Consider the following 22,017-nt stretch of genomic DNA (forward strand, 5'->3'; position numbering starts at 1 on the left):
ATTAAAATTATGTTTTTTGCGGTTTTATTCTTAAAATAGCTTGATTTTCAAAATATTAGTTGCGCTTTAGTGCCGCTTTTATGAAAACTACTAAACTAAAACCACTATTTTAAGAATGAAGAAAATTTTTACGCTACGTGAAGGTGTTAAAACTTATTTGGCTTTTGCGCTCTTTATTTCCCTGCTGGCTTCCTGTTCCAAAAAGGACGATCCAACTCCTGGCAACAACCCTCCCACTACCAATCCTGCAACTAACTCAAGCGCTAAGGAAATCACAGGGATCACCATTCTCAAATCTGAAAATGCAAACATTAACGGTGATGGTTACATATACAAATCTACCTCTAAAATCTACATCACACTTCCATTGGGATCTACCCTAACCGGCGTTAAAGTAAACTTCAACCTATCGGCAAAAGCCAGTATCAAAGTGGATGGAAATACACTCGTTAATAATTCAGGTACACTCGACTTAAGCAAAACGCTTCCAGTCGTAGTTACCGCTGAAGATGGCACTAGCGCAAATTTCACCATTTTAGCACAAACCGGAATCAAGGATATTGATGCCATGATTTATCCTTTCATCGAAAAATATAATATTCCGGCGGCCTCTTATGCTATTGGTAAAAATAGTGCCGAAAGCGTAGTTTACAAAAATGCCAGCGGTTTTGCCAGCATTGAAGGAAATGAGCGTGCTACAGCCGACTATGAGTTTAGGTTGGCTTCAATGAGCAAACAACATACTGCCATTGCAATTATGTCGCTTATACAGGCGGGTAAAATTGGCCTTAACGATTTAGTTTTTGGTACCACTGGGATTTTAAAAGCCAGCTTTCCAACAGTAGGCCCAAAATCGGCAAAGGTAACCGTTAGGCATTTGCTTGAACATACCGCAGGCTACACCGGCGATCCAATGTTTAGCGCCAGTGCCGGTACCACCTTAGATCAAAAAATCCAAAGCATGCTCAACTCCGCTCAAAATGAACCTGGCACTACCTACAGCTACTACAACATGGGCTACGGCGTTTTGGGTCGCATCATTGAGGTTGTTTCTGGAAAAGATTATATCAGTTACATTAAAGAACTTTACGGCACTGGCGGCATTACCGTCAATTTAGCATCGTCCTCTCCTGCAAGTAGGCGAGTTAAGGAAGCTGTTTGTTATCCTCAGGGAAGCTCCACAGCTTACGGCAATGATATTGAAGTATATAAAGCCGCAGGGGGCATTTCCATCAATACAGATAATCTGTTTAAAGTACTATATTCGGTTGATGGCGGAACTACTAGGCCAGATATCCTAGATTACGCCACCAGAACGATGATGTTTACTAAATCAACCATTGCCAACTACACCTTGGGATGGCGCACTGGGCATTCACTTTTCGAAGGATTTTACCACGGTGGCAATTTAATAGGCACTGCTACCTTTTGGATTTACGGTACAGAATATAGCGCTGCTATTCTATTGAATTCGCGTAGCGAGAACAGCAATTTCGACACGGAGTTAATTGTGCTTACCAACAATATAATGGCAAAAGCAAAAGAGCTTCGCTTGTAATGACAAATTATAACAAGCAACCAATAGGCGAGATTTAATATTTCGCCTATTTTTTTTGGCTATCCCCGAAAAAATAAGCGTCCGTTGGTCGAAAAATAAATGGCGTTGGTCGAAGCGCAACTGTTGGTGGTATAATACAACCATATTGCATGCAACCTTTTTCGTGTTTCAAAGTCTTATAGATGTAACAAGTTTAAAAACAGATAATTTACAGACATAAAAAACACACAATATGAAAACTTCTATTAAAACTCTTTTCGCAGCAGTACTCTCTTTAGGTTTAGGAATTACAGCTCCTTCTTTCGCAAGCGCTAAAGAAAATCAAAAAGTAACCATACTTAGTCAGGTTAAAAATTTTAATAAACTTAACGTTGCCGGCAACGTGGAAGTAATTTTAGTACAAAGCGCTAACCAAAGCGTACAAGTGTACGACAATTACTATGCAAACAACGCTTTAGTACAAGAGAAAAACGGCGAACTTAGAATTAGCTCATTTAACAAGGAAACGTTAACTGTAGTAGTTTACGCTAGCCAACTGAATGAAATTAACGTTAGCGACAATGCAACAGTTAAAACCTCAGGAAAATTTAATACACTTAGCCTAGCAGTTAACTTAAAGGACGAAGCAAAAGCTACCTTAAACACTAACACAGTTGATTTATCAGCAAATGTAGTTGACCGTGCTGCTTTAAATTTAACAGGAAATACTAGCGATTACAACGCTACTATCGGAACAATTGCGGCTATCAACATGAATAACTTTACGTCGGAAAATAGCAACATCCAATCTAAAAATATGGGTGTAGCTAAACAACAAGTAAGCAATAATCAGCTTCCAGAAAACGACGTATTAACCATTTTTTAAAATTCATATTCACATATAAATTTAGTTTAGTTTTAGTTAATCAAGCGGGTGGATGCCCGCTTTTTTTGTGGATTCTTCGATCTAATCCTATATCCTTCACGTACCAAAACCGCAGATTTAAAAATAATGGCTATATTGTAAATTTATAGATTTGTAGATATGAAGTTCGCTTACTCGCTCAAGCAAAAAACTAAAATTGCTGTCCTTTTATTTTTAATTATGGTTTGTATCATCCTCATTAGGCTGCTGGAAGATAGAAGCATAAAAAACATGGAAAAAGCCTTCACTTCTTTATACAACGATAGGTTGGTGCCAGCTACAGACCTTTTCTATATTGCTGAGAAATTTTATGCAAAAAGATACCTGCTAGAAGCTTACGTATATAACGATCAAAATCATTTAAACGCAGCCCAACTTCAGCTTAAATTAAATAATTATAATAATGATATCGACACCTTATTGTTTAAGTATGAAAAAACTTTTTTAGTAACTAACGAACGCAATTACTTAAATGAATTAAAATATAAGATAAGGATAAACAAAGCATTAGAAAAAAGTATCTTATCAAATCCATCCCCAACGGATAAAACTGGAATAAAAATACTTTACAACAGTGAAATGGAAGCTTCTTTTTTAGATATTTCAGATCGACTTTCGCAACTTACAAAAGTGCAAACAACCGTAGGTAGCCAGTTAAGAGAAGAATCACAGAAAATAGTTAGGGGCACCAGCTTATACTCCACTTTACAACTATTAATTGCTATTGTAATTGGTGTTTTAATTGTCTCAATTTTGGCGGCTTCCAACGTAATGAATATTCGAAACGATCATTACAATCTCAATTAATGAACACTTATTTGCTTCATTAAATCACCTCCGCCCTATTGTGCTAAAAACATAGTTTGGTAATTATTTATCAGGCTTAGTAATAATGTACGTCTATAAAACGCTTAAACAGCTAATAATCCGTACTTTTGCAACAATTTTCATAATAGTTGAATAAACCAATTATTAATGATTCATCCTTTCGGGGATGGCTTTTACTTACATAATCGTATAACATAACTTGAGTACATTAATTGCAGCAGAAGGGCTTGGCCACGCCTATCATGACGAATGGCTATTTAAAAATTTAACATTAGGGATTAATGCCGGCCAGCGTGTAGCCTTAGTTGGCGTAAATGGAGCAGGAAAAAGCACCTTGATGAAACTATTGGCTGAACGGTTTGCTCCGTTAGAGGGTAAGATCGTGAAGAACAAGTCTGTTAAAATTGGATTTTTAGATCAAGAACCAAGTTTCCCCGATAATTCTACCATTAGCGACTTCATATTTTCTTCTGAAAACAAACAACAACAGCTGATAAAAGAATATGAAGAATTAATTGAACAAGAACACCCTGATGAAAAGAAGCTCAATAGCTTATATGAAGAATTGAGTGAGCATAATGCTTGGGAATATGAGCATCAGATTAAAACTATTTTAAGCAGAATGGGCATTAACCAACTGCAGCAAAAAATAGATACTTTATCAGGTGGTCAGCGAAAACGACTGGCATTAGCTAAATTATTAATTGAAGATCCGGCAATATACGTTTTAGATGAGCCTACTAACCACTTGGATATTGATACCATTGAGTGGCTGGAAAAATTGCTAACTACAGGCGCTAAAACTTTATTATTAGTAACCCATGATAGGTACTTTTTAGATAATGTTTGCAATACGATTGTTGAATTAGATAGAGGAAAAACTTTTACTTACAACGGAAACTATGCCTATTTTTTAGAAAAGAAAGCTGAACGCGAAGCACAAGATGACGCAACGTTTCAAAAAAACAAGAATTTATTAAAAAAAGAGTTGGAGTGGATGCGTAGAATGCCACAAGCAAGAACTACAAAGTCACAGGCGAGAATAGATGCATTTTACGATTTGGATGAAAAAACAAAGCAAAGATCCGAACATCAAAAAGTAACATTAAATGTAAAGATGTCTAGACAAGGAAATAAAATCCTTGAACTAGATCATATCCATCAGCAATTTCAAGAGCAACTTATTATTGATGACTTTAGTTATGTGTTTAAAAAAGGTGACAGAATTGGTTTAGCTGGAAAAAATGGAACTGGAAAATCAACACTTTTAAATATCATTACTGGAAACTTATCTCCATTAAAAGGTAAAGTTGATTTAGGTGAGACAACGAAATTCGGCTATTACAAACAAGGAGGTCTTGCTTTTAATGAAAAAGAGAGAGTAATTGATATTGTTAAGGCCGATGCTGAATATATTAAAATGGCCGATGGTCAAACAATTTCTGCTTCTGCCCTACTGACTTTATTTTTATTTCCTCCGAAAAAACAGCATGGCTTAGTTGAAAAATTGAGTGGTGGAGAAAAGAAACGTTTGCATTTAATGAAGGTATTAATGCAAAATCCGAATTTTTTAATATTGGATGAGCCCACTAATGATTTGGATATTGATACTTTAAATGTGTTAGAAGAATTTTTAGAAAACTTTCCTGGCATATTAATGCTTGTTTCACATGATAGATATTTGTTGGACAAAATGAGTGATCAATTATTTATTATGGAAGGAAATGGAAACGTTAAGATCTTTAACGGAAACTATTCTGAACACAGAAATAGCTTAGAATTGGAAAAAGAAAACGCCGCTAAAAAACAAAAACAAGACGCAAGCACTAATACTTCGAATAACAAAAGTACAGCTAGCAAATTAAGTTTTAAAGAACAACAAGAGTTTAAAAATCTTGAAGAATCATTAGCGGAAAGCGAAGAAAAGCTTAAGGTTTTAACATTAGAGTTAAATAACATTGACCCATCAGATTACGTTAAAATACAACAACTATCTGATGAAATTGAGAATTTAAATAAATCCATCGAATCTAAAATGGAAAGATGGATGGAACTTTCAGAAAAATAACAATTGTTTCACGTGAAACAATATAAAAAGAATAATAAAAACATCTCTTGTTTCACGTGAAACAAGAGATAAATAATAGTAAATATGTTTAAAGAGTACGACGTTATTGTTGTAGGCGCTGGTCATGCTGGTTGCGAAGCCGCTGCCGCTGCAGCCAACCTTGGTTCTTCAGTATTACTGATTACCATGAATATGGAAACAATTGCGCAAATGAGTTGTAACCCTGCAATGGGTGGTGTAGCAAAAGGCCAAATTGTAAGAGAAATTGACGCCATGGGAGGATATTCCGGTATTATTGCTGATAAAACTACCATTCAATTCCGCATGCTAAATAAATCTAAAGGGCCAGCCATGTGGAGTCCTAGAACGCAAAACGATAGAAAAAGGTTTGCGGAAGAATGGAGGCTTGCTTTAGAAAGAACGCCGAATATAGACTTTTGGCAGGAGATGGTAAGTTCGCTTATCGTGAAAAATAATACTGTCGTTGGTGTGAAAACTAACTTAGGTGTCGAGATAAAAGCAAAATCTGTGGTTTTAACCAACGGTACTTTTCTTAATGGTGTAATCCATATTGGCGAGAAAAAAATGGGAGGCGGACGCACCGGTGAAAAATCGGCTACTGGACTAACGGAACAACTGACTGAACTAGGTTTTGAAGCTGGAAGAATGAAAACTGGAACACCACCAAGGATTGATGGCCGATCATTAACTTACAGCCTAATGGAAGAGCAGTGGGGGGATGAAGAAAGAGGCAGATTTTCCTATACGAATGTTGAACTACCAACTGATCAGCGGTGCTGCTGGATTACTTATACCAATGAAAAAGTTCATGAAACATTGAAAGAGGGTTTTGAAAAATCTCCAATGTTTACTGGAAGAATCAAAGGTTTAGGTCCACGTTACTGCCCATCAATAGAAGATAAAATTAATAGGTTTGCAGAACGTGAACGTCATCAAATTTTCGTTGAACCAGAAGGTTGGAATACTTGTGAAATTTATGTTAATGGTTTTTCAACTTCATTGCCTGAAGACGTTCAATATAAAGCGTTAACTCAAATTCCGGGATTTGAAAATGCGAAGATGTTTAGGCCAGGATATGCCATCGAATATGATTACTTCCCTCCTACCCAGCTCTCATTAACCTTGGAAACCAAATTGATTAGTAATTTGTTCTTCGCCGGCCAAATTAACGGCACCACAGGCTATGAAGAAGCTGCTAGTCAGGGTTTTATAGCCGGAATTAATGCGCATCAAAAAATCAATGACCAGCATGAGCTGATCATGAAGCGCTCTGAGTCATATATAGGCGTATTAATTGATGATTTAGTTACTAAAGGAACTGAAGAACCTTACCGCATGTTTACTTCAAGAGCTGAGCATAGGTTATTACTGAGACAGGATAATGCTGATATTCGATTGACTCCAATTGCTCATGACCTAGGCTTAGTGAGCGATGAGCGCCTAGCTATAGTGAATGAAAAAATTAGAAATTCAGATGAGATTGTGGCGTTCACCAAAAAGCAAGGTATTGATATGACAGATGCCAATCCTTTGATGGAAGAACTAGGTACCTCTCCCCTAACGCAAAATGTTAAACTATTTAATGTATTAAGTAGGCCGCAGGTTAACACTTCTGATTTAAGAAAAGTTAGTGAACCATTAAATAGTCTGTTAAATACTTTCAACCAAGAGACAGTTGAGCAAGCTGAGATAAAAATTAAGTACGAAAGCTATTTTGAAAAAGAACAAGAGATTGTGGCTAAAATGCAGAAGATGGAAGACAAAGCAATTAATCCGGATTTCGATTACAATACTTTAGTATCTTTATCAAAAGAAGCGAGAGAAAAATTATTAAAGATTAAGCCACGTACTTTGGGGCAAGCATCAAGAATTTCTGGTGTATCACCATCAGATATTTCAGTTTTAATGATTCATATCGCTAAATAATTAAAAATCAATAACTTATAAAATAAAAATAACGACTTAAAATAAAGCGATATAAAGCAATAACTCAAAATTTTAATGTTGTTAATCCAAAAAAAGTAAAAATTGATTAAATCGCTTATAAATGATTAAAAAAAGCAAATTCAATTTTATCGCTATTATTTACGCGGTTTTAGTGGGAGTTTTAGTATTATACGGCTGTGCTGCTATGAAAACTCCAGAGGGAGGTCCACGAGACACCACTCCTCCTAAAGTTTTAAAAATGGTACCCGAAAATTTAAGTACTAATTTTAAAGCTAAAAAAATAGTAATTGAATTTGACGAGTATATCAAACTCAACAATGAGTACAAAGAATTTTCAATTTCTCCAGAATTGGAAAAAGCTCCTGAGTTAAAAGCAAAACTTAAAAGATTGGAAATTACCCTTCCAGATTCTTTGGAAAAAAATACTACATACACTTTAAATTTTGGAAAGTCAATTGTAGATCTAAATGAAAATAACGAATTGAAAAATTTCAGCTACGTATTTTCTACCGGACCAACCTTAGATTCGTTAAGTATTAGTGGCAACGTAACAAATGCACTTACCGGAGAAGCGGAAATTGAAAGTACTGTTTTCATCATTCCTTTATCTAGAGACAGTCTATTTGGAAAAAAACGTCCAGCAATTTTTACATTAACTGATAGCAGCGGGAACTTCAAATTAAATAATCTCCGCAAAGACACCTATAAAATTTATGCATTAAAAGAACAAAAAGGTGGTGGAGATAAAATTTACCAACAAGCCACAGACGAAATTGCCTTTCTTAAAAATCCTTTAGTGATAGATAAAAACATAGATAGCATCCATCTATCAGTTTTTAAAGAAAATGCGCCAATTTTCAGAACGTTAGACAAAAGGCTTAACCCGGATGGTAGCATATTTATGAGCTTTAACCAACCCTTAAAAACTGGAGATTTAAGTGTGATCTTCCCTCCTAACGTTGACCAAGGAAAACAATTTCAATTTTCGAAACATAAAGACAGTGTAACGCTTTGGCTTAATGATTTAAGTTTTGATTCTGTAAAAGTTGCGGTTAAAAATAGTGGAAAAGCACTTGATACAGTCAAATTTAGTAGATCAAAAAGAGAAACTTACAACAGAGCGGTGACTTTTACAGATAATTTAGAAGGCGGAACCCTAAATCCCTACAAGGATTTGAGTTTAACCTTCAACTTTCCGATAAAAAATATAGATGAAAGTAAAATTATCCTGCTAGAAGATAGCATTCCAAGAAAATTTAGCTTAGTAAAAGATAGCACAGACATCACCAAATACTACATTAAATACAAATGGAGAGCAAAAGAAGAATATATTTTATTGCTTAGAGAGGGTGCTATAACTGCTATTTTTGATGCAAAAAACAAAGAACTGAAACGCAACTTTACCTTAGCTGATGCAAATGAATTTGGATCACTTACCTTAGCTGTTGAACCATCAGACAGTACAAAATCATATATTTTAGAGATAGTAGACAAAAATAAAAATGCCTTGATTTCGTTCCCAATTTCGCAAAAAACTAAGGTGAAATTAGCAAACTATAAACAAGGTATTTACTATGGTAGACTTGTTTATGACGAAAATAAAAATGGTATTTGGGACACCGGTAATGTTAAGCAAGGCACACAACCAGAAGCTATTTGGTACTATCCAAAAGAGCTTTCAATTAGAGCCAACTGGGATAGAAATGAAATAGTTCAAATTCCTGCAAATGCACCTTTACCAAGTCCAAAACCAAAGGAAAAAGTAGAAGTTAGAAAAGCAGCTACACCAAATACTAGACCTACCGGTGGCTTAGGAATGGGTAGAAATTAGAGTCTACTTAAACCAATCCGAATACATGATATAATTATCCGGTAACTTATTCAATAAAGCCCTTTGCTCTTCAGTAATGGGCTTTATTTTTTTTGCCGGAGTGCCAGCGTAAATATATCCGCTTTCGCAAATGGTATTTTCTAGCACCACTGATCCAGCTGCTATAATGCAAAATTCATTTACTACAGCATGATCCATTACAATAGCGCCCATTCCAATAAGTACATTATCTTTCACAATACAGCCGTGTACAATGGCATTATGCCCTATGTTAACCCTATTTCCGATTACCGTAGCCGCCTTTAAATAAGTAGCATGAATTACTGCACCATCCTGTATGTTACTCTCATCGCCTACTGTAATGCTATTTACATCTCCCCTAACTACAGCGTTAAACCATACCGAACATTTATTTCCCATTTTAACATCACCAACTATAGTCGCGTTTGGTGCTATAAAACAATCGTTTCCAAATTCGGGATTAATCCCTTTTACCGGTAATATAATAGACATGAGATATGAGTATTGAAGTGTAAAACTTATGATTTAGAATTAAATTATAGTGTCAACTAATTCATTTGCGTGTTGCGGATAATCCGTAGTATAATGCAATCCCCTACTTTCTTTACGCTGCACCGCAGATTTTATCACTAAGTAAGCCACCTGAATTACATTTCTTAATTCACAAAGTTTCACTGAAACCTTATTTTTCTTGTAAAACTCCTCAGTTTCTTCATACAATAAATAAAGCCTGCGCATTGCCCTATCTAACCTAAAATCAGATCTAACAATACCCACGTAGTCGCTCATTATTTTCTGGGTTTCCCTTAAATTGTGCGTAACCAAAATATCTTCATTAGATTGAATTACGCCTTGATCGTCCCACTCCGGGATATCATCTGGGATAACATTATGTTGATAACTCTCAATCGCTGATAAAAATATACGATGTGCAAAAACAGTAGCCTCAAGTAACGAGTTAGAAGCCAATCGGTTAGCACCATGTAAACCTGTTGATGAAACTTCGCCACAGGCATACAAATTGTTGATAGACGACTTTCCATACTCATCAACCAATATGCCACCACACATATAATGACATGCTGGGGTAACTGGAATATAATCTTTGGTCATATCAATACCTATGGAAAGGCATTTGGCATAAATGTTAGGAAAATGCTTCAAAATATCAGCTTTCTTACGCATGGTGATATCCAAATACACAAAATCATCGCCCGATTTCTTCATTTCATTATCAATAGCACGGGCAACAATATCTCTCGGCGCTAAAGATCCACGTTCATCATATTCGTACATGAACTCCTCTCCCGTTCTCCGGCGTAACACACCACCGAAACCTCTCACTGCTTCAGATATTAAAAAAGATGGGTATTCGCCAGGGTTGTATAACGCTGTTGGATGAAACTGAATAAACTCCATATTTCTAATTTTTCCTTTAGCACGATATACCATTGCCATTCCATCACCAGTGGCAATTACTGGATTGGTAGTATTGGCGTAAATGTGCCCAGCACCGCCGCTTGCCATCACGGTTACACTCGCTAATATCTTTTCCACATTGTTATCCTCTGTATTAAAGGCATATATACCGTAACAGTTGATATCTCTACTACTCTTATCCACATGTTTTCCCAAGTGATGCTGGGTGATTAGCTCCAAACAGAAGTAGTGTGTTAATATCTCGATGTTATCATTTTGATGAATTTGCTTCAATAGCACACTTTCTATTTCGTAGCCAGTAATGTCCTTATAATGTAGCACCCTATGCTCCGAATGGCCTCCCTCCTTTGCTAAATCAAACACTCCAGCTGGATTTTTATCGAAATTAATACCGTAATCAATAATCTCCTGGATGCGCTCCGGCCCTTCTTTCACAACGATTTCCACAATTTCCTCATCACATAAACCATCACCTGCAATTAATGTATCCTTGATGTGTTTTTCAAAGGAATCTTCTTTATCCACAACTACCGCTACACCTCCTTGTGCATACTTGGTATTGGATTCATCTTCGTTAGATTTAGTGACTATCAACACTTTACCATATTTGGCAGCCTTAAGTGCAAAACTAAGTCCAGCTATCCCAGATCCTATTACTAAAAAATCAACTTTCTTCATTAAATTAAGCTATATATAACAAGTATGTTGATAACCTTAACAACCCTGTGAATTGAATGTACAAATTATCCTAACAAATATATTTGAATGTTTAAAGCTAAGCTAAAAAGGCAAATTCGTAACAATCTTTTACATAATTTTTAAGCACCTTTACCTAGGTTATCAACTTTTAACAACATAATTAACAATAAACATTTAGCTATTGATAATTTAATCGTCAAAAAAATATCTCATTGATTTTCAATGGAAGATTAAAATAAAAACACATCAAAAATGTTGGTAAGTAAAGGAAAACTCACTTCACAAAATTTTTAAGCAATACTTTTTTCACACTTTCAACACACTAATAAAGAATAAGATTCTATTTAAATAATTAAATTATATTTTTTTGAGATGTTGATAGCGTTGTAGGAGCGTTTAAAGCTGTGTATCTTTACAAAAAATTAAAGCCCATTTTAAAAACGCTTCAATGCCTTTCTAAAAGCATTTGTTGCTAAAAATGATGATAATGGAAATTTTAGAAGAACTCAATAGAAAAGGTTACGTAGAAGAAAAAATAGATCCAACATTAGATTTATTTGCGGAAATAGAGCGTTTAAAAAAGGAAAAAAATGCCATCATTTTAGCGCATTATTATCAAGAACCTGATATTCAAGATATTGCAGATTACATAGGCGATAGTTTAGGTCTCTCGCAAGAAGCTGCAAAAACAGAAGCTGATGTGATTGTATTTGCTGGTGTACATTTTATGGCCGAAACAGCAAAAATTTTATCGCCGCAAAAGAAAGTTTTATTGCCAGATTTAAAAGCCGGATGTTCGTTAGCAGATAGTTGTCCACCACATTTGTTTAAAAAATTCAAGGAAAAATATCCAGATCACCTGGTGATTACCTACGTAAACTGTACTGCAGAGCTAAAGGCGCTAAGCGATATTGTTTGTACCTCAACAAATGCCGTACAAATTGTGGAAAGCCTGCCTAAAGATCAAAAAATCATTTTCGGGCCGGATAAAAACCTAGGTGCTTACGTAGCGAAAAAAACAGGAAGAGATTTAGTGTTGTGGAATGGAGCGTGTATGGTACACGAAATTTTTTCGAGAGAGAAAATTACCAAGTTAAAAGAACGCCATCCAAATGCAAAGTTTATTGCACATCCAGAGTGTGAAGAAGCGGTATTACAAATGGCAGATTACATTGGATCTACCACCGGTTTATTGAAATATACCATCAATAGCGATGCAAAAGAGTTTATAGTGGCTACCGAAAGCGGTATTATCCACCAAATGGAGAAGGCTTGCCCGGATAAAACTTTTATACCAGCGCCACCAACCAATGCTTGCGCTTGTAACGATTGTCCGTACATGAAACGAAATACGCTAGAAAAACTTTATTTGTGCATTAAGAACGGAATGCCTGAGGTTACTGTACCAGCTCATATTATTGACGATGCTAGAAAACCAATTGAGAGAATGTTAGAAATTTCGGCAAAATTGGGATTGTAAGATGATAAAAACGCTTTTTTATAGAAATTTGGTGTTGATAACTATGGTTTGTTTAATGGCTTGTTCATCCGTTAAGCAGCAAAACTTCGCCATTACTGAAAAAAAGCACAGCATTACAGCGTTGCAGCAGGATGTTGATTTAACTTATCAAATTTTGAAGGATGGGCATCCGGGGCTTTACTGGTATATCAGTAAAAAACAGTTGGATCAAAAGTTTGATAGTTTAAAAAAATCAATTAACCAACCACTTACCACTGTACAATTTTATCAAAAATTAGCTCCAGTGGTGGCTGCAATTAGGTGTGGTCATACCACTTTGCGCATTCCATCGGCAAACCCTGTGGATAAATTAGAAAAAGAAGCGATAAAGAATAAAATTTATCCATTAAGGCAATTTTCCTACGCAGTAGCGGAGGAAAAATTAATTGTGATTAACAATAAGAGTAAAAACAAAAGCATTAAAACAGGCACTGAAATTTTAGAGATAGACAGTAGGCCTGTTAGAGATATATTCAACATTGTTTCCACAGGATTTAGTTACGATGGTTATAATGTTCAGCCCAGGAATAAGCGTATCGAGCGATCTTTCCCACAACTTTATAAAATTTATTTCGAGGAGAAGGATAGCGTATTGATCAAGTACAAAACTGATACAAATGCGGTAGAAACTTTTATTTCTTTTTACGACAAAAAGAAAGATGACGCAGACAAAAAGAAGCTAGATACTGCAAAAAAAATTGTTAAAGCTAACACGAAAAATCCTGTTAAGAACTTAAAATATCGGGGAAATAAAGTTAATAATGAATATGAGCTCGACTTTAAGTTTTTAGATCAAAGTAAAGATGTAGCGTATATCAAAATCAAAAGCTTTTCGGTACCTACCGCAAATTTTCCGGCTTTTTATAAGCAGTGCTTTGATAGCATAGCATTAGCGAAAAGTAAAAATTTAGTGATTGATATTAGAAATAATCCCGGTGGAACCCTAAGCGCTAGCTTAGCTTTATTTGCTTACCTAACTGATAAAGAATTTGTGTACTTGTCTACACCCATTAATACAGGTAATTTTAGTGCGGATAAGTATGCAACAGGCTTGAAAAAATTGAGATACTATCTCACTTCTTTTAACGATAATGGAAATTTATATGAAGATAAAGAAGGACATTTCTTTTCTTTTATGAAAGGTTATACGGCACAAAAGCCTAATAAAAATAACTATAAAGGCAAAGTTTATGTACTAATTAATGAGTTTAGTTTTTCGGCCTCATCACTATTGAGCGCTAATTTAAAAGCCATTAAACGGGCCACATTTGTAGGTACCGAAACGGGCGGTGGAGCCAATCAGTGCACTGCTGGACGCATTCCGGTAGTTACACTAAAAAATAGTAAATTAGGTTTAAGGCTTGGATTAAACAGAATGGCTCCAGTTTATCAACAAGAGCTTTACGGGAGGGGTGTTTTCCCCGATGTAGAAATACAATCGACCTTAAAAGATAGAATAAGCAATTACGATAGAGAATTGCAATGGATTTTAACAGATATTAAAGGAAAAGGATAATGTTCGAAAATAAAGAGCGTACTTCATTAGAAGAATTAGGAGAATTTGGTTTGATTAAACACTTAACAGATAATTTCAAAATCAAGCATGAAAGTTCTGTAAAAGGTGTGGGAGATGATGCTGCTGTATTGGATTTCAAGGATAAGCAAACTTTAATTTCTACCGATTTATTGTTAGAAGGCATTCATTTTGATTTATCCTACGTTCCCTTAATGCATTTGGGTTACAAAGCAGTTCAAGTAAATTTGAGTGATATTTACGCAATGAATGGCATTGCCACTCAAATTACGGTATCGTTAGGCGTATCTTCTAAATTTCCTTTGGAAGCGATAGAAGAAATTTACAAAGGTATTGAGCTGGCTTGCAATAAATTTAATATCGATTTAATTGGTGGGGATACCTCAGCTAGCAGGCAAGGGTTAGTAATTAGCATTACCAGCATTGGTTACGCTGATAAAGCGGATGTAACTTACAGAAATGGTGCTCAAGAAGGCGATTTGCTATGTGTATCTGGTGATTTGGGTGGGGCTTATGTAGGTTTACAGATCTTAGAAAGAGAAAAGCAAATCTTCTTGGAAAACCCGCAAGTACAGCCCGATTTAGAAGGAAAAGACTACATTATTGAGCGCCAGTTAAAGCCAGAGGGTAGAAGAGACGTAGTTGATTTATTGGCTCAGCTAAAGATAAAACCTACGGCGATGATAGATGTTTCTGACGGGCTAGCTTCAGAGATTTTACATCTTACTACACAAAGCGATAAAGGTTGTACCATTTACGAAGATAAATTGCCTATTGATCCAGTAACTTACGAAACAGCGAGAGAGATAGGTTTAGATCCAACAGTTTGTGCATTAAATGGCGGCGAAGATTACGAGTTGCTTTTTACGATAAAACAAGCTGATTATGATAAGATTAAAAATGATGTAGATATCAGTATCATTGGCCACATTACCGATAAAAATTCTGGTATTAAAATGATTTCTAAATCTGATGTAGTGCATGAGTTGAAAGCGCAAGGTTGGAACGCATTCAAAAAAAATTAGTTTCATTAAGTTAAAATTCACTTTCATATCTTTTGGTTAGCTTATATTGAGCTTATTCTATATATTGCTGCTCTAAACAAAAAAGCTATTGAAGAGAATATTTGTATTTTCTTATCATGGTAGGGAAACTTATCAAACCGGTTTTAATAGGCTGTTGAGCATGGCCGAATATCTTTCCAATTCCTACGAAGTACATTTTGTATACGGCAATAGGAACAAAGCCGAAAGACCTATTAAAATTAAAGGTAATTTGATAGAGATACCTATGAGCTATGCTCCAGGTTTTTTTCACAACCTCTACAAAGGCCTGATAGAAAGTGGAAGAAGGGTAGCAGCTAAGTTTTTATTAGCCTGCTATTATTCGGTTACAGGAAAAGAAATATTTGATCTTGGTAGAGAGTTTGACAAGTACAAGAAAAAAACTAACATCAATCTCACCAAAGAGGATATCATTTTAGTTTCCTTTCCCTCATTAGCAATTCACAATTTGGGTTATGCCTTAAAGCAGGAATTTGGTTGTAAACTGATACTGGATTATCGCGATCCTGGGGTATTTGGTTATCAACAAATAGAAGATAATAAAATACTGTCTTTTTTGAGAAAACGGTTCCTGAAGCGAAATGAGCTTCGAAATTTAAAAGCTGCAGATTTAATTGTGACCATTTCTGCATCCATCCGCAACTTATTTCCGGAAAAATATAGGGACCAAATAGAAGTAATTAGAAACGGCTTCGATTTTAAAAAAATTAATTTCAACCTAATCAAACATCATCCTTATACTTTTAAGTTAATTTATTTGGGTACTGTTTACAATGATCAGTTAGAAGATACTACTTTTTTTAAGGCTATTAGGAAATTGATAGATTTACATGTAATTCAACCACAATATTTTCAGGTAAAGTTTGTAGGTACTGGCGAGTCGTTAAGGTTGAAAGAAATTATTAGACATTACCATTTAGAACCCTACGTTCAAGTTAGTCAGAAAATGCCTATTGAACAGGTTTACACCGAATTGTATAGTGCTGCAATGTTTTTTCACTTGAAATATGGTAATAGGAAAGAAATCATCACTACCAAACAATACGAATATTTGGCCTTTCAAAAGCCAATTCTCTTACCGGTAAATGATGATGGCGATTTAGAAGAGAGCATTAAACGATACCAAGCTGGCTATATCTGCGAAAATGAAAACGATATCATTCAATTTCTAAAGCAAAGTATAGATAACCATTTTCAAAACAAACCCGCTAGAGTTGAAAGAACTGAAGCGGAACTTTACGAGCTGAGCAGACAAGGGCAAGAAGAAAAATTGCTGAAACTCATTGATAAACTATAAGTCATCATCTTCTAAAAATCTGCTATCTATTTGCTTATTAGCCTTTGTTTTTGCACCAAGTTTTTTAATTTTCTCTACTTTTCCAATTAAATTTCCTGACCCATATTGTAGCTTTTTAAATGCATCGTCATGAGCTTTTTGGGTTTGTTCAATGTGCTTTCCTATTTTTAACATATCATCCAAAAAACCCACAAACTTATCGTACAAAGCGCCTGCTTCTTCAGCTATTTCAAAAACATTTTTGTTTTGTCTATCTATTTTCCAAATGCTGGCAATGGTGCGTAAAGTAGCCAGCAATGTTGTTGGACTAACCAGTACCACTTTCTTGTTCCAAGCGTAATTAAAAAGCTCCGTATCTGCCTGTATGGTTACACTAAAAGAGGCTTCTATAGGTACAAATAGCAACACAAAATCAGGTGAGTTGATGGCATACAGATGCTGGTAGTTTTTTGAAGATAAACCATCGATGTGATTTTTAATAGATAGCAAATGTTGTTTGAGGAAGATATTTTTTTCGTCTTCTGTTTCAGCTGTTACCCATCTTTCATAAGCTACCAACGAAATTTTAGCGTCTATAATCAAGTTTTTATCATCGGGTAGGTTAATTACTACGTCTGGCTGTAATCTTTCGCCCTCGGCTTTGCTATGGCTTTTCTGAATGCTATATTCTCGTCCTTTAACTAATCCGGATGTTTCCAACACACGTTCCAGGATAATTTCGCCCCAGCTCCCTTGTTTTTTGTTATCGCCCTTTAAAGCTTTTGTAAGGTTATTGGCATCCGTTTGTATTTGTTTGCTTTGGTCCATCAATTGAAAAATAACGCCTTTTAACTGGCTTCTTTCAGCGGCTTCAGTTTGATAAACCTTTTCTACTTTTTCCTCAAATGCTTTGATATTTTCCTTTAGTGGATTAATAATTTGATCTAAATTGCTTTGGTTTTGAGCCGTAAACTTAGCAGATTTTTCATCTAATATTTTGTTGGCGATATGGGCAAACTCCAAATTGAATTTCTGCTGGAGCTCCTCCAAATTTTGCTGTTGCTTTAGTGCAGTTTCTCGCTGTGCCTTCAAATTTTCTTCGGCCCTGGTAGCACGGTTATTTTCGTTAATGTAACTAGCCCTTAGCTGTGTAATTTCCTGTTGTAGTTTTTGGTTTTCATCCTTTAAAAAGCCAATAGAAAACATTTCCTGTTCATTAGGCTTATTGTTTTTTTTAGTAAGTAAAACCACTAAAAAAATAATAATGATAGCCAGTAGTGCAACAATAGCAATTTCCATAATGATAATATTTTAGCTACAGATGCACCGCTATTTTTTAAGTTTTGGTAAATAGATTTAATTAGATAGCCGTGCATCTGCGGCAAACCATAGCAAAATAACGAAATAATTAGTGCTAGCTATATTCTTTACAAGTAAATACTATATTTAGCACATGGATAAGCTTTTAGTTTTAATACAGTGTAAGGATGAGGTAGGCTTGGTAGCTAACATTACTAGAATTTTAGCAAGGCATCAGCTTAATATTATCGCTATGCGAGAATTTGTAGACGAAGAAGAACAACGATTTTTTGCTAGGATATCCTGCAATGCCAGTAATACAGATTTAGCTCAGTTGAGCTCGGAACTAAGCGATACTTTGCCAGCAAATGCGCTGGTATCCGTAGTGCCAAAAGCGCAGAAAAGAATTGCGGTATTGGTCACTAAAGAGTTTCATTGCCTATCGGATATCTTGATTAGAAATTATTTTAAGACTTTAGGGGCAGAAGTAAAATGCGTTATAGGCAATTATGAAAAATTGAGGGAATTATCTGAAAAATTAGATGTTCCTTTTCACTATGTTTCGCACCAAGATTTATCTAAAAGTGATTTCGAAAAAGCAATCATCAGCAAATTGGATCAATATGAGCTGGATTACATTGTTTTAGCCAAGTTTATGCGTATTATTTCTCCTAAATTTGTAGCCAAATACAAGCATAAAATTATCAATATCCATCACTCGTTTTTACCGGCGTTTATTGGAGCTAGTCCGTACCAGCAGGCATTTAAACGAGGTGTTAAAATTATAGGCGCCACTGCACACTTTGTTACCGATGATTTGGATGAAGGACCAATTATCAACCAACAAACTATTCATGTAAACCATACCTATGATGCAAAGCAAATGGCTATTGCAGGAAGAGAAATTGAAAAATCGGTGTTAAGCAAGGCGCTAGAATTAGTTTTTGATGATAGGGTTTTTGTAGTAGGCAATAAAACGGTGGTTTTTGAATAAATAGATATGAAGTATATTATCATTTTGTGGCTAATGTTAGGAACTTTAAGTTCATTTAGCCAAACTAAGAAATATGCGCCTCCGCTGGTAGAGTCTAAAATTTCTAGCAAATTTGGGAGGGTTTCTAACATAAGTTTTTCTAAACGGATTGCAAATTTTCCGTTTAGTAAGTCAGTTAATATTAAGTTAGTTTCTTTTGAAAACTGGACTAATGGCGGACAAATAGATACAACGAAAGTTGTTTATAATGAAAAAATGCCAAAAGTTCTTATGGCAGTTTGCGTTAATCCTCCTAAGGAAGTAAAAGTTTTAAATCTTAGTCAAATAAATGAATTAACAGATATATGGTTTAACTATGGAGCAATAGGTAATAGTCACGCTACTAATTTTAAAGCCTGTTATGACCCTAAAAATGCCATTTTATTTTTAGATGAAAAAGGTGAGGTATTTGACTTTATAGAGATATGTTTTAATTGCCTGCGTATGGTTAATTTTTCAAAGGAAGTTGCAGTAAATGAAGAATGTGATCATAAAATTAATATGATTAAAGCGTTTTTTAAAAAAACTGGAATAACATACGGAGTTACAAAATAATGTAGCCATACCTATGATACAAACACCAGAATTAGTTGCTGAGTAGTTCCTTACCGTCGGATTAATCCGACGGTAAGGAACTACAAACCTCCGACAACCATTTCGCCTGCTTCTTCACCGGTTTGAGTGCCAATAGCAATACCCATCCCATTACATCTTACTGCACAAAAAATATTAGGCTCTACCTCTTCAATTATTGGTGAAAGCTGAGGACCAAAGGCCATAATACCACTCCATTTTTGTTCAACCTCGAAAGAAGTATTTGGTAAAATTACATCCTTTAACAAACGCAACAAGGTATTTTGTACCAACGGAGTTTCGCCAAACTGGTGCGTTTGTTCGGTAAAGAAATCTAAATTTCGGCCTCCGCCCAGTAAAACCCTGTTGCCAACGTTCCTAAAATAGTAGTAACCTTTATCATAGTGGAAAGCACCCTTAAAAGCAAGGTTTTCAATTGGCTTTGTAATCAATACTTGGCCTCGGCCAGGTTTCAAATCTAATTCTGGAAACAACTGATTGGCGAATGCATTATTGCAACAAAGTAATTTACTACAGTTAAAATTACCCAATGATGTAACTACCTGTACTTTTCTTTCATCAACATTGAAACTTTTTACGTCGCAATTATTTAAAATTACCACACCAAGGGAAGCAGCCAAGGCAATCAGTGCTTTGATCATTTTGCCAGGATCCAGCTGAGCTTCCAACCGGTTTTCTATAAGTGCAGTTGTTTGATGGAAACCAAATTGAGTTAATCTATCATCCGCCACTTTAAAAGTGCCTTCTTCACCCGTGATATCCTTCAAAAGCTGATTGTAATGCCCAATTTTTGATACACATTCGTCAAGTAAGGTTTGTTGAGGCGGCGTAAATAGTTCGAAACCACCGTTATTTTCAAATGCTAACTGTTGATCGCCAACAATTGAACGTAACTTTTGCAGGCCTTTCCATCTTTTCTCAATCAGTTGGTATAATACTTCAGTGCCAGCTATTTTTTCTTGCTCAATTAACTCCGAAATGCTACCGAAGCAAGCAAACCCAGCGTTTTTAGTACTTGCACCTGAGGGTAAAAAACCGCGTTCAAGTATGGTTACGTGTAGTTTTGGGGCTAATTTTTTAATGGTGATAGCAGCATTTAAGCCTACTATGCCACTCCCAACAATAAGTACCTCAGTGTTGTAGAAATTAGTCGTTTCCCAAAAAGATAAGTTGGTGATTTCCATTAAAATATTGTAAAAAATTTATTGATGTTAAAGATGGGAACACTTTTTGATTTATGAAAACCGGATAACACAAACATTAATTTAAAATGGAAACTTATTTGATATTAATTGTTCCGATACTTCTGCTTAGCATGTTTGTACAGTGGCGTTTCAGAAACAAGTTCTCAAAATATGCCGAAATGCAACTCAATTCAGGGTTTTCGGGAAAAGAAGTAGCAGAAAAAATGCTACACGATAATGGAATTTACAATGTAAAGGTTTTAAGCTCCGAAGGACAGCTTACAGACCACTACAATCCATCAGATATGACAGTGAATTTAAGTACTGATGTTTACTATGGTAGGAGTGTAGCTGCTGCTGCAGTTGCCGCTCATGAGTGTGGTCACGCCATACAACATGCTAAAAGCTACCATTGGTTACAATTTCGCTCAAGCATGGTACCTGTAGTAAGTATTTCATCGAACTTATTGCAATGGGTATTACTTATCGGAGTATTGCTAATTGGATTTACAGGAAACCCTATTGTTTTAGGTGTTGGCGTAGTTGGTTTAGCAGTAATCACCTTGTTTAGTATCATTACCTTACCAGTAGAGTTTGATGCAAGTAATAGGGCATTACTATGGCTCAAAAATAATAGAGGCGTAATGCAAACCGCTGAGGAAAACGTACAGGCAAAAGATGCGCTATGGTGGGCAGCTATGACCTATGTTGTTGCTGCATTAGGTGCTTTGGCCAATTTATTATACTACGCTTCTATGTTATTTGGTAGAAGTAGGGAGTAATTTTGACGGGAGATACTTGTAAGGGATGGCGTAAAAAGTCATCCCTTTTTTATTTAAATCGTTTTTAAAAAACACATTTTAGAGGGAAGATATTAACTTAGCAAATACGAACCTAAACTCGAAATGAAAAATATCATTAATCAACTATTTGAAATTGAAGCAAAACTTAACGGCGATATTGCTAAATCAGTGCAACGAAATTTTGAGCGCTTATATCACGAATTGCAGCGAATGGGTTATAAAGTAGTTAATCCTTTAGGCCAAAAATATGATGAACGCGACATATCCATTGAAGCTAATGTGCTAACCAATAGCAACAATGCTAAAATAGTTAAGGTGCTGAAACCTGCTATTTATCAAAAAATAGATGAAACATACACTTTAGTTCAAAAAGCCATCGTAATTGCCGAGTAAA

18 protein-coding genes are annotated in these 22,017 nt (G+C 35.5%); 14 read left to right on the forward strand and 4 right to left on the reverse strand.

Annotated elements, in window-relative coordinates:
- Positions 1-115 precede the first annotated feature (115 nt).
- The 6 genes from DUT68_RS10635 to DUT68_RS10660 all read left to right on the forward strand — a co-directional run bounded on the left by DUT68_RS10635 (position 116) and on the right by DUT68_RS10660 (position 9,157).
- On the forward strand, positions 116-1,558 hold the full coding sequence (locus DUT68_RS10635) for a serine hydrolase domain-containing protein (RefSeq protein WP_113638180.1): 1,443 nt from the start codon (positions 116-118) through the stop codon (positions 1,556-1,558).
- 232 nt (positions 1,559-1,790) lie between these two features.
- A complete protein-coding gene (locus DUT68_RS10640; RefSeq protein WP_113638181.1) occupies positions 1,791-2,423 on the forward strand; it encodes a GIN domain-containing protein in 633 nt (210 codons plus the stop codon).
- Positions 2,424-2,582: 159 nt separating this feature from the next.
- Positions 2,583-3,269 carry an MCP four helix bundle domain-containing protein gene (locus DUT68_RS10645; RefSeq protein ID WP_113638182.1) on the forward strand — a complete coding sequence of 229 codons (687 nt, stop codon included), beginning with the start codon at positions 2,583-2,585 and terminating at the stop codon, positions 3,267-3,269.
- Positions 3,270-3,489: 220 nt separating this feature from the next.
- Positions 3,490-5,358: an ABC-F family ATP-binding cassette domain-containing protein gene (locus DUT68_RS10650; RefSeq protein ID WP_113638183.1), complete on the forward strand. Its 1,869-nt coding sequence runs from the start codon at positions 3,490-3,492 to the stop codon at positions 5,356-5,358.
- A gap of 84 nt (positions 5,359-5,442) precedes the next feature.
- On the forward strand, positions 5,443-7,305 hold the full coding sequence (gene mnmG, locus DUT68_RS10655) for a tRNA uridine-5-carboxymethylaminomethyl(34) synthesis enzyme MnmG (protein WP_113638184.1): 1,863 nt from the start codon (positions 5,443-5,445) through the stop codon (positions 7,303-7,305).
- 121 nt (positions 7,306-7,426) lie between these two features.
- Positions 7,427-9,157 (forward strand): Ig-like domain-containing domain, encoded by a 1,731-nt coding sequence (locus DUT68_RS10660; RefSeq protein WP_113638185.1) that lies wholly within the window; start codon positions 7,427-7,429, stop codon positions 9,155-9,157.
- A 3-nt stretch (positions 9,158-9,160) separates the two neighbouring features.
- Here DUT68_RS10660 and DUT68_RS10665 read toward each other — a convergent pair whose 3' ends face one another.
- On the reverse strand, positions 9,161-9,670 hold the full coding sequence (locus DUT68_RS10665; RefSeq protein WP_113638186.1) for a gamma carbonic anhydrase family protein: 510 nt from the start codon (positions 9,668-9,670) through the stop codon (positions 9,161-9,163).
- A 39-nt stretch (positions 9,671-9,709) separates the two neighbouring features.
- On the reverse strand, positions 9,710-11,296 hold the full coding sequence (gene nadB, locus DUT68_RS10670) for an L-aspartate oxidase (RefSeq protein ID WP_113638187.1): 1,587 nt from the start codon (positions 11,294-11,296) through the stop codon (positions 9,710-9,712).
- Between the two features lie 508 nt (positions 11,297-11,804).
- Between nadB and nadA the strand changes: the two genes are divergently transcribed.
- The 4 genes from nadA to DUT68_RS10690 all read left to right on the forward strand — a co-directional run bounded on the left by nadA (position 11,805) and on the right by DUT68_RS10690 (position 16,731).
- Positions 11,805-12,797 (forward strand): quinolinate synthase NadA, encoded by a 993-nt coding sequence (nadA, locus tag DUT68_RS10675; protein ID WP_237088314.1) that lies wholly within the window; start codon positions 11,805-11,807, stop codon positions 12,795-12,797.
- Between the two features lies 1 nt (position 12,798).
- The gene (locus DUT68_RS10680) at positions 12,799-14,352 is read left to right on the forward strand and encodes a S41 family peptidase (protein WP_113638189.1); all 1,554 of its coding nucleotides are present in this window, start codon (positions 12,799-12,801) and stop codon (positions 14,350-14,352) included.
- Positions 14,352-15,395: a thiamine-phosphate kinase gene (gene thiL, locus DUT68_RS10685; protein WP_113638190.1), complete on the forward strand. Its 1,044-nt coding sequence runs from the start codon at positions 14,352-14,354 to the stop codon at positions 15,393-15,395. The genes DUT68_RS10680 and thiL overlap by 1 nt, the downstream gene beginning before the upstream one ends.
- Before the next feature lie 88 nt (positions 15,396-15,483).
- Positions 15,484-16,731 carry a glycosyltransferase family protein gene (locus DUT68_RS10690; RefSeq protein ID WP_157960839.1) on the forward strand — a complete coding sequence of 416 codons (1,248 nt, stop codon included), beginning with the start codon at positions 15,484-15,486 and terminating at the stop codon, positions 16,729-16,731.
- On the opposite strand, the gene DUT68_RS10695 is transcribed toward DUT68_RS10690, so the two are convergent.
- Positions 16,726-18,009, reverse strand: coding sequence for a DNA recombination protein RmuC (locus tag DUT68_RS10695; RefSeq protein WP_113638192.1), 1,284 nt, complete (start codon positions 18,007-18,009; stop codon positions 16,726-16,728). The two genes, DUT68_RS10690 and DUT68_RS10695, sit on opposite strands and share 6 nt — an antisense overlap.
- A 154-nt stretch (positions 18,010-18,163) precedes the next feature.
- Between DUT68_RS10695 and purU the strand changes: the two genes are divergently transcribed.
- Both purU and DUT68_RS10705 read left to right on the forward strand, forming a co-directional pair.
- Positions 18,164-19,003: a formyltetrahydrofolate deformylase gene (purU, locus tag DUT68_RS10700; protein WP_113638193.1), complete on the forward strand. Its 840-nt coding sequence runs from the start codon at positions 18,164-18,166 to the stop codon at positions 19,001-19,003.
- Positions 19,004-19,009: 6 nt separating this feature from the next.
- The gene (locus DUT68_RS10705; protein ID WP_113638194.1) at positions 19,010-19,597 is read left to right on the forward strand and encodes a hypothetical protein; all 588 of its coding nucleotides are present in this window, start codon (positions 19,010-19,012) and stop codon (positions 19,595-19,597) included.
- Between the two features lie 80 nt (positions 19,598-19,677).
- Here the strand turns inward: DUT68_RS10705 and DUT68_RS10710 are convergent, their stop codons facing one another.
- Positions 19,678-20,820: an NAD(P)/FAD-dependent oxidoreductase gene (locus DUT68_RS10710; protein WP_113638195.1), complete on the reverse strand. Its 1,143-nt coding sequence runs from the start codon at positions 20,818-20,820 to the stop codon at positions 19,678-19,680.
- A gap of 86 nt (positions 20,821-20,906) precedes the next feature.
- Between DUT68_RS10710 and DUT68_RS10715 the strand changes: the two genes are divergently transcribed.
- Positions 20,907-21,602: a zinc metallopeptidase gene (locus tag DUT68_RS10715; protein ID WP_113638196.1), complete on the forward strand. Its 696-nt coding sequence runs from the start codon at positions 20,907-20,909 to the stop codon at positions 21,600-21,602.
- Between the two features lie 123 nt (positions 21,603-21,725).
- Complete coding sequence (locus DUT68_RS10720; protein WP_113638197.1) at positions 21,726-22,016, forward strand: hypothetical protein; 291 nt, start codon at positions 21,726-21,728, stop codon at positions 22,014-22,016.
- Position 22,017: the final 1 nt, after the last annotated feature.

Origin of the sequence: Pedobacter zeaxanthinifaciens (assembly GCF_003313335.1) — a bacterium.
Classification (GTDB): domain Bacteria; phylum Bacteroidota; class Bacteroidia; order Sphingobacteriales; family Sphingobacteriaceae; genus Pedobacter; species Pedobacter zeaxanthinifaciens.

What these genes read in the sequence shown, in the direction of transcription:
- DUT68_RS10635 (WP_113638180.1), top strand. Translation starts at nt 116, where the DNA reads ATGAAGAAAATTTTTACGCTACGTGAAGGTGTTAAAACTTATTTGGCT.
- DUT68_RS10640 (WP_113638181.1), top strand. Translation starts at nt 1,791, where the DNA reads ATGAAAACTTCTATTAAAACTCTTTTCGCAGCAGTACTCTCTTTAGGT.
- DUT68_RS10645 (WP_113638182.1), top strand. Translation starts at nt 2,583, where the DNA reads ATGAAGTTCGCTTACTCGCTCAAGCAAAAAACTAAAATTGCTGTCCTT.
- mnmG (WP_113638184.1), top strand. Translation starts at nt 5,443, where the DNA reads ATGTTTAAAGAGTACGACGTTATTGTTGTAGGCGCTGGTCATGCTGGT.
- DUT68_RS10660 (WP_113638185.1), top strand. Translation starts at nt 7,427, where the DNA reads ATGATTAAAAAAAGCAAATTCAATTTTATCGCTATTATTTACGCGGTT.
- DUT68_RS10665 (WP_113638186.1), bottom strand. Translation starts at nt 9,670, where the DNA reads ATGTCTATTATATTACCGGTAAAAGGGATTAATCCCGAATTTGGAAAC.
- nadB (WP_113638187.1), bottom strand. Translation starts at nt 11,296, where the DNA reads ATGAAGAAAGTTGATTTTTTAGTAATAGGATCTGGGATAGCTGGACTT.
- nadA (WP_237088314.1), top strand. Translation starts at nt 11,805, where the DNA reads ATGGAAATTTTAGAAGAACTCAATAGAAAAGGTTACGTAGAAGAAAAA.
- DUT68_RS10680 (WP_113638189.1), top strand. Translation starts at nt 12,799, where the DNA reads ATGATAAAAACGCTTTTTTATAGAAATTTGGTGTTGATAACTATGGTT.
- thiL (WP_113638190.1), top strand. Translation starts at nt 14,352, where the DNA reads ATGTTCGAAAATAAAGAGCGTACTTCATTAGAAGAATTAGGAGAATTT.
- DUT68_RS10695 (WP_113638192.1), bottom strand. Translation starts at nt 18,009, where the DNA reads ATGGAAATTGCTATTGTTGCACTACTGGCTATCATTATTATTTTTTTA.
- purU (WP_113638193.1), top strand. Translation starts at nt 18,164, where the DNA reads ATGGATAAGCTTTTAGTTTTAATACAGTGTAAGGATGAGGTAGGCTTG.
- DUT68_RS10705 (WP_113638194.1), top strand. Translation starts at nt 19,010, where the DNA reads ATGAAGTATATTATCATTTTGTGGCTAATGTTAGGAACTTTAAGTTCA.
- DUT68_RS10710 (WP_113638195.1), bottom strand. Translation starts at nt 20,820, where the DNA reads ATGGAAATCACCAACTTATCTTTTTGGGAAACGACTAATTTCTACAAC.
- DUT68_RS10715 (WP_113638196.1), top strand. Translation starts at nt 20,907, where the DNA reads ATGGAAACTTATTTGATATTAATTGTTCCGATACTTCTGCTTAGCATG.
- DUT68_RS10720 (WP_113638197.1), top strand. Translation starts at nt 21,726, where the DNA reads ATGAAAAATATCATTAATCAACTATTTGAAATTGAAGCAAAACTTAAC.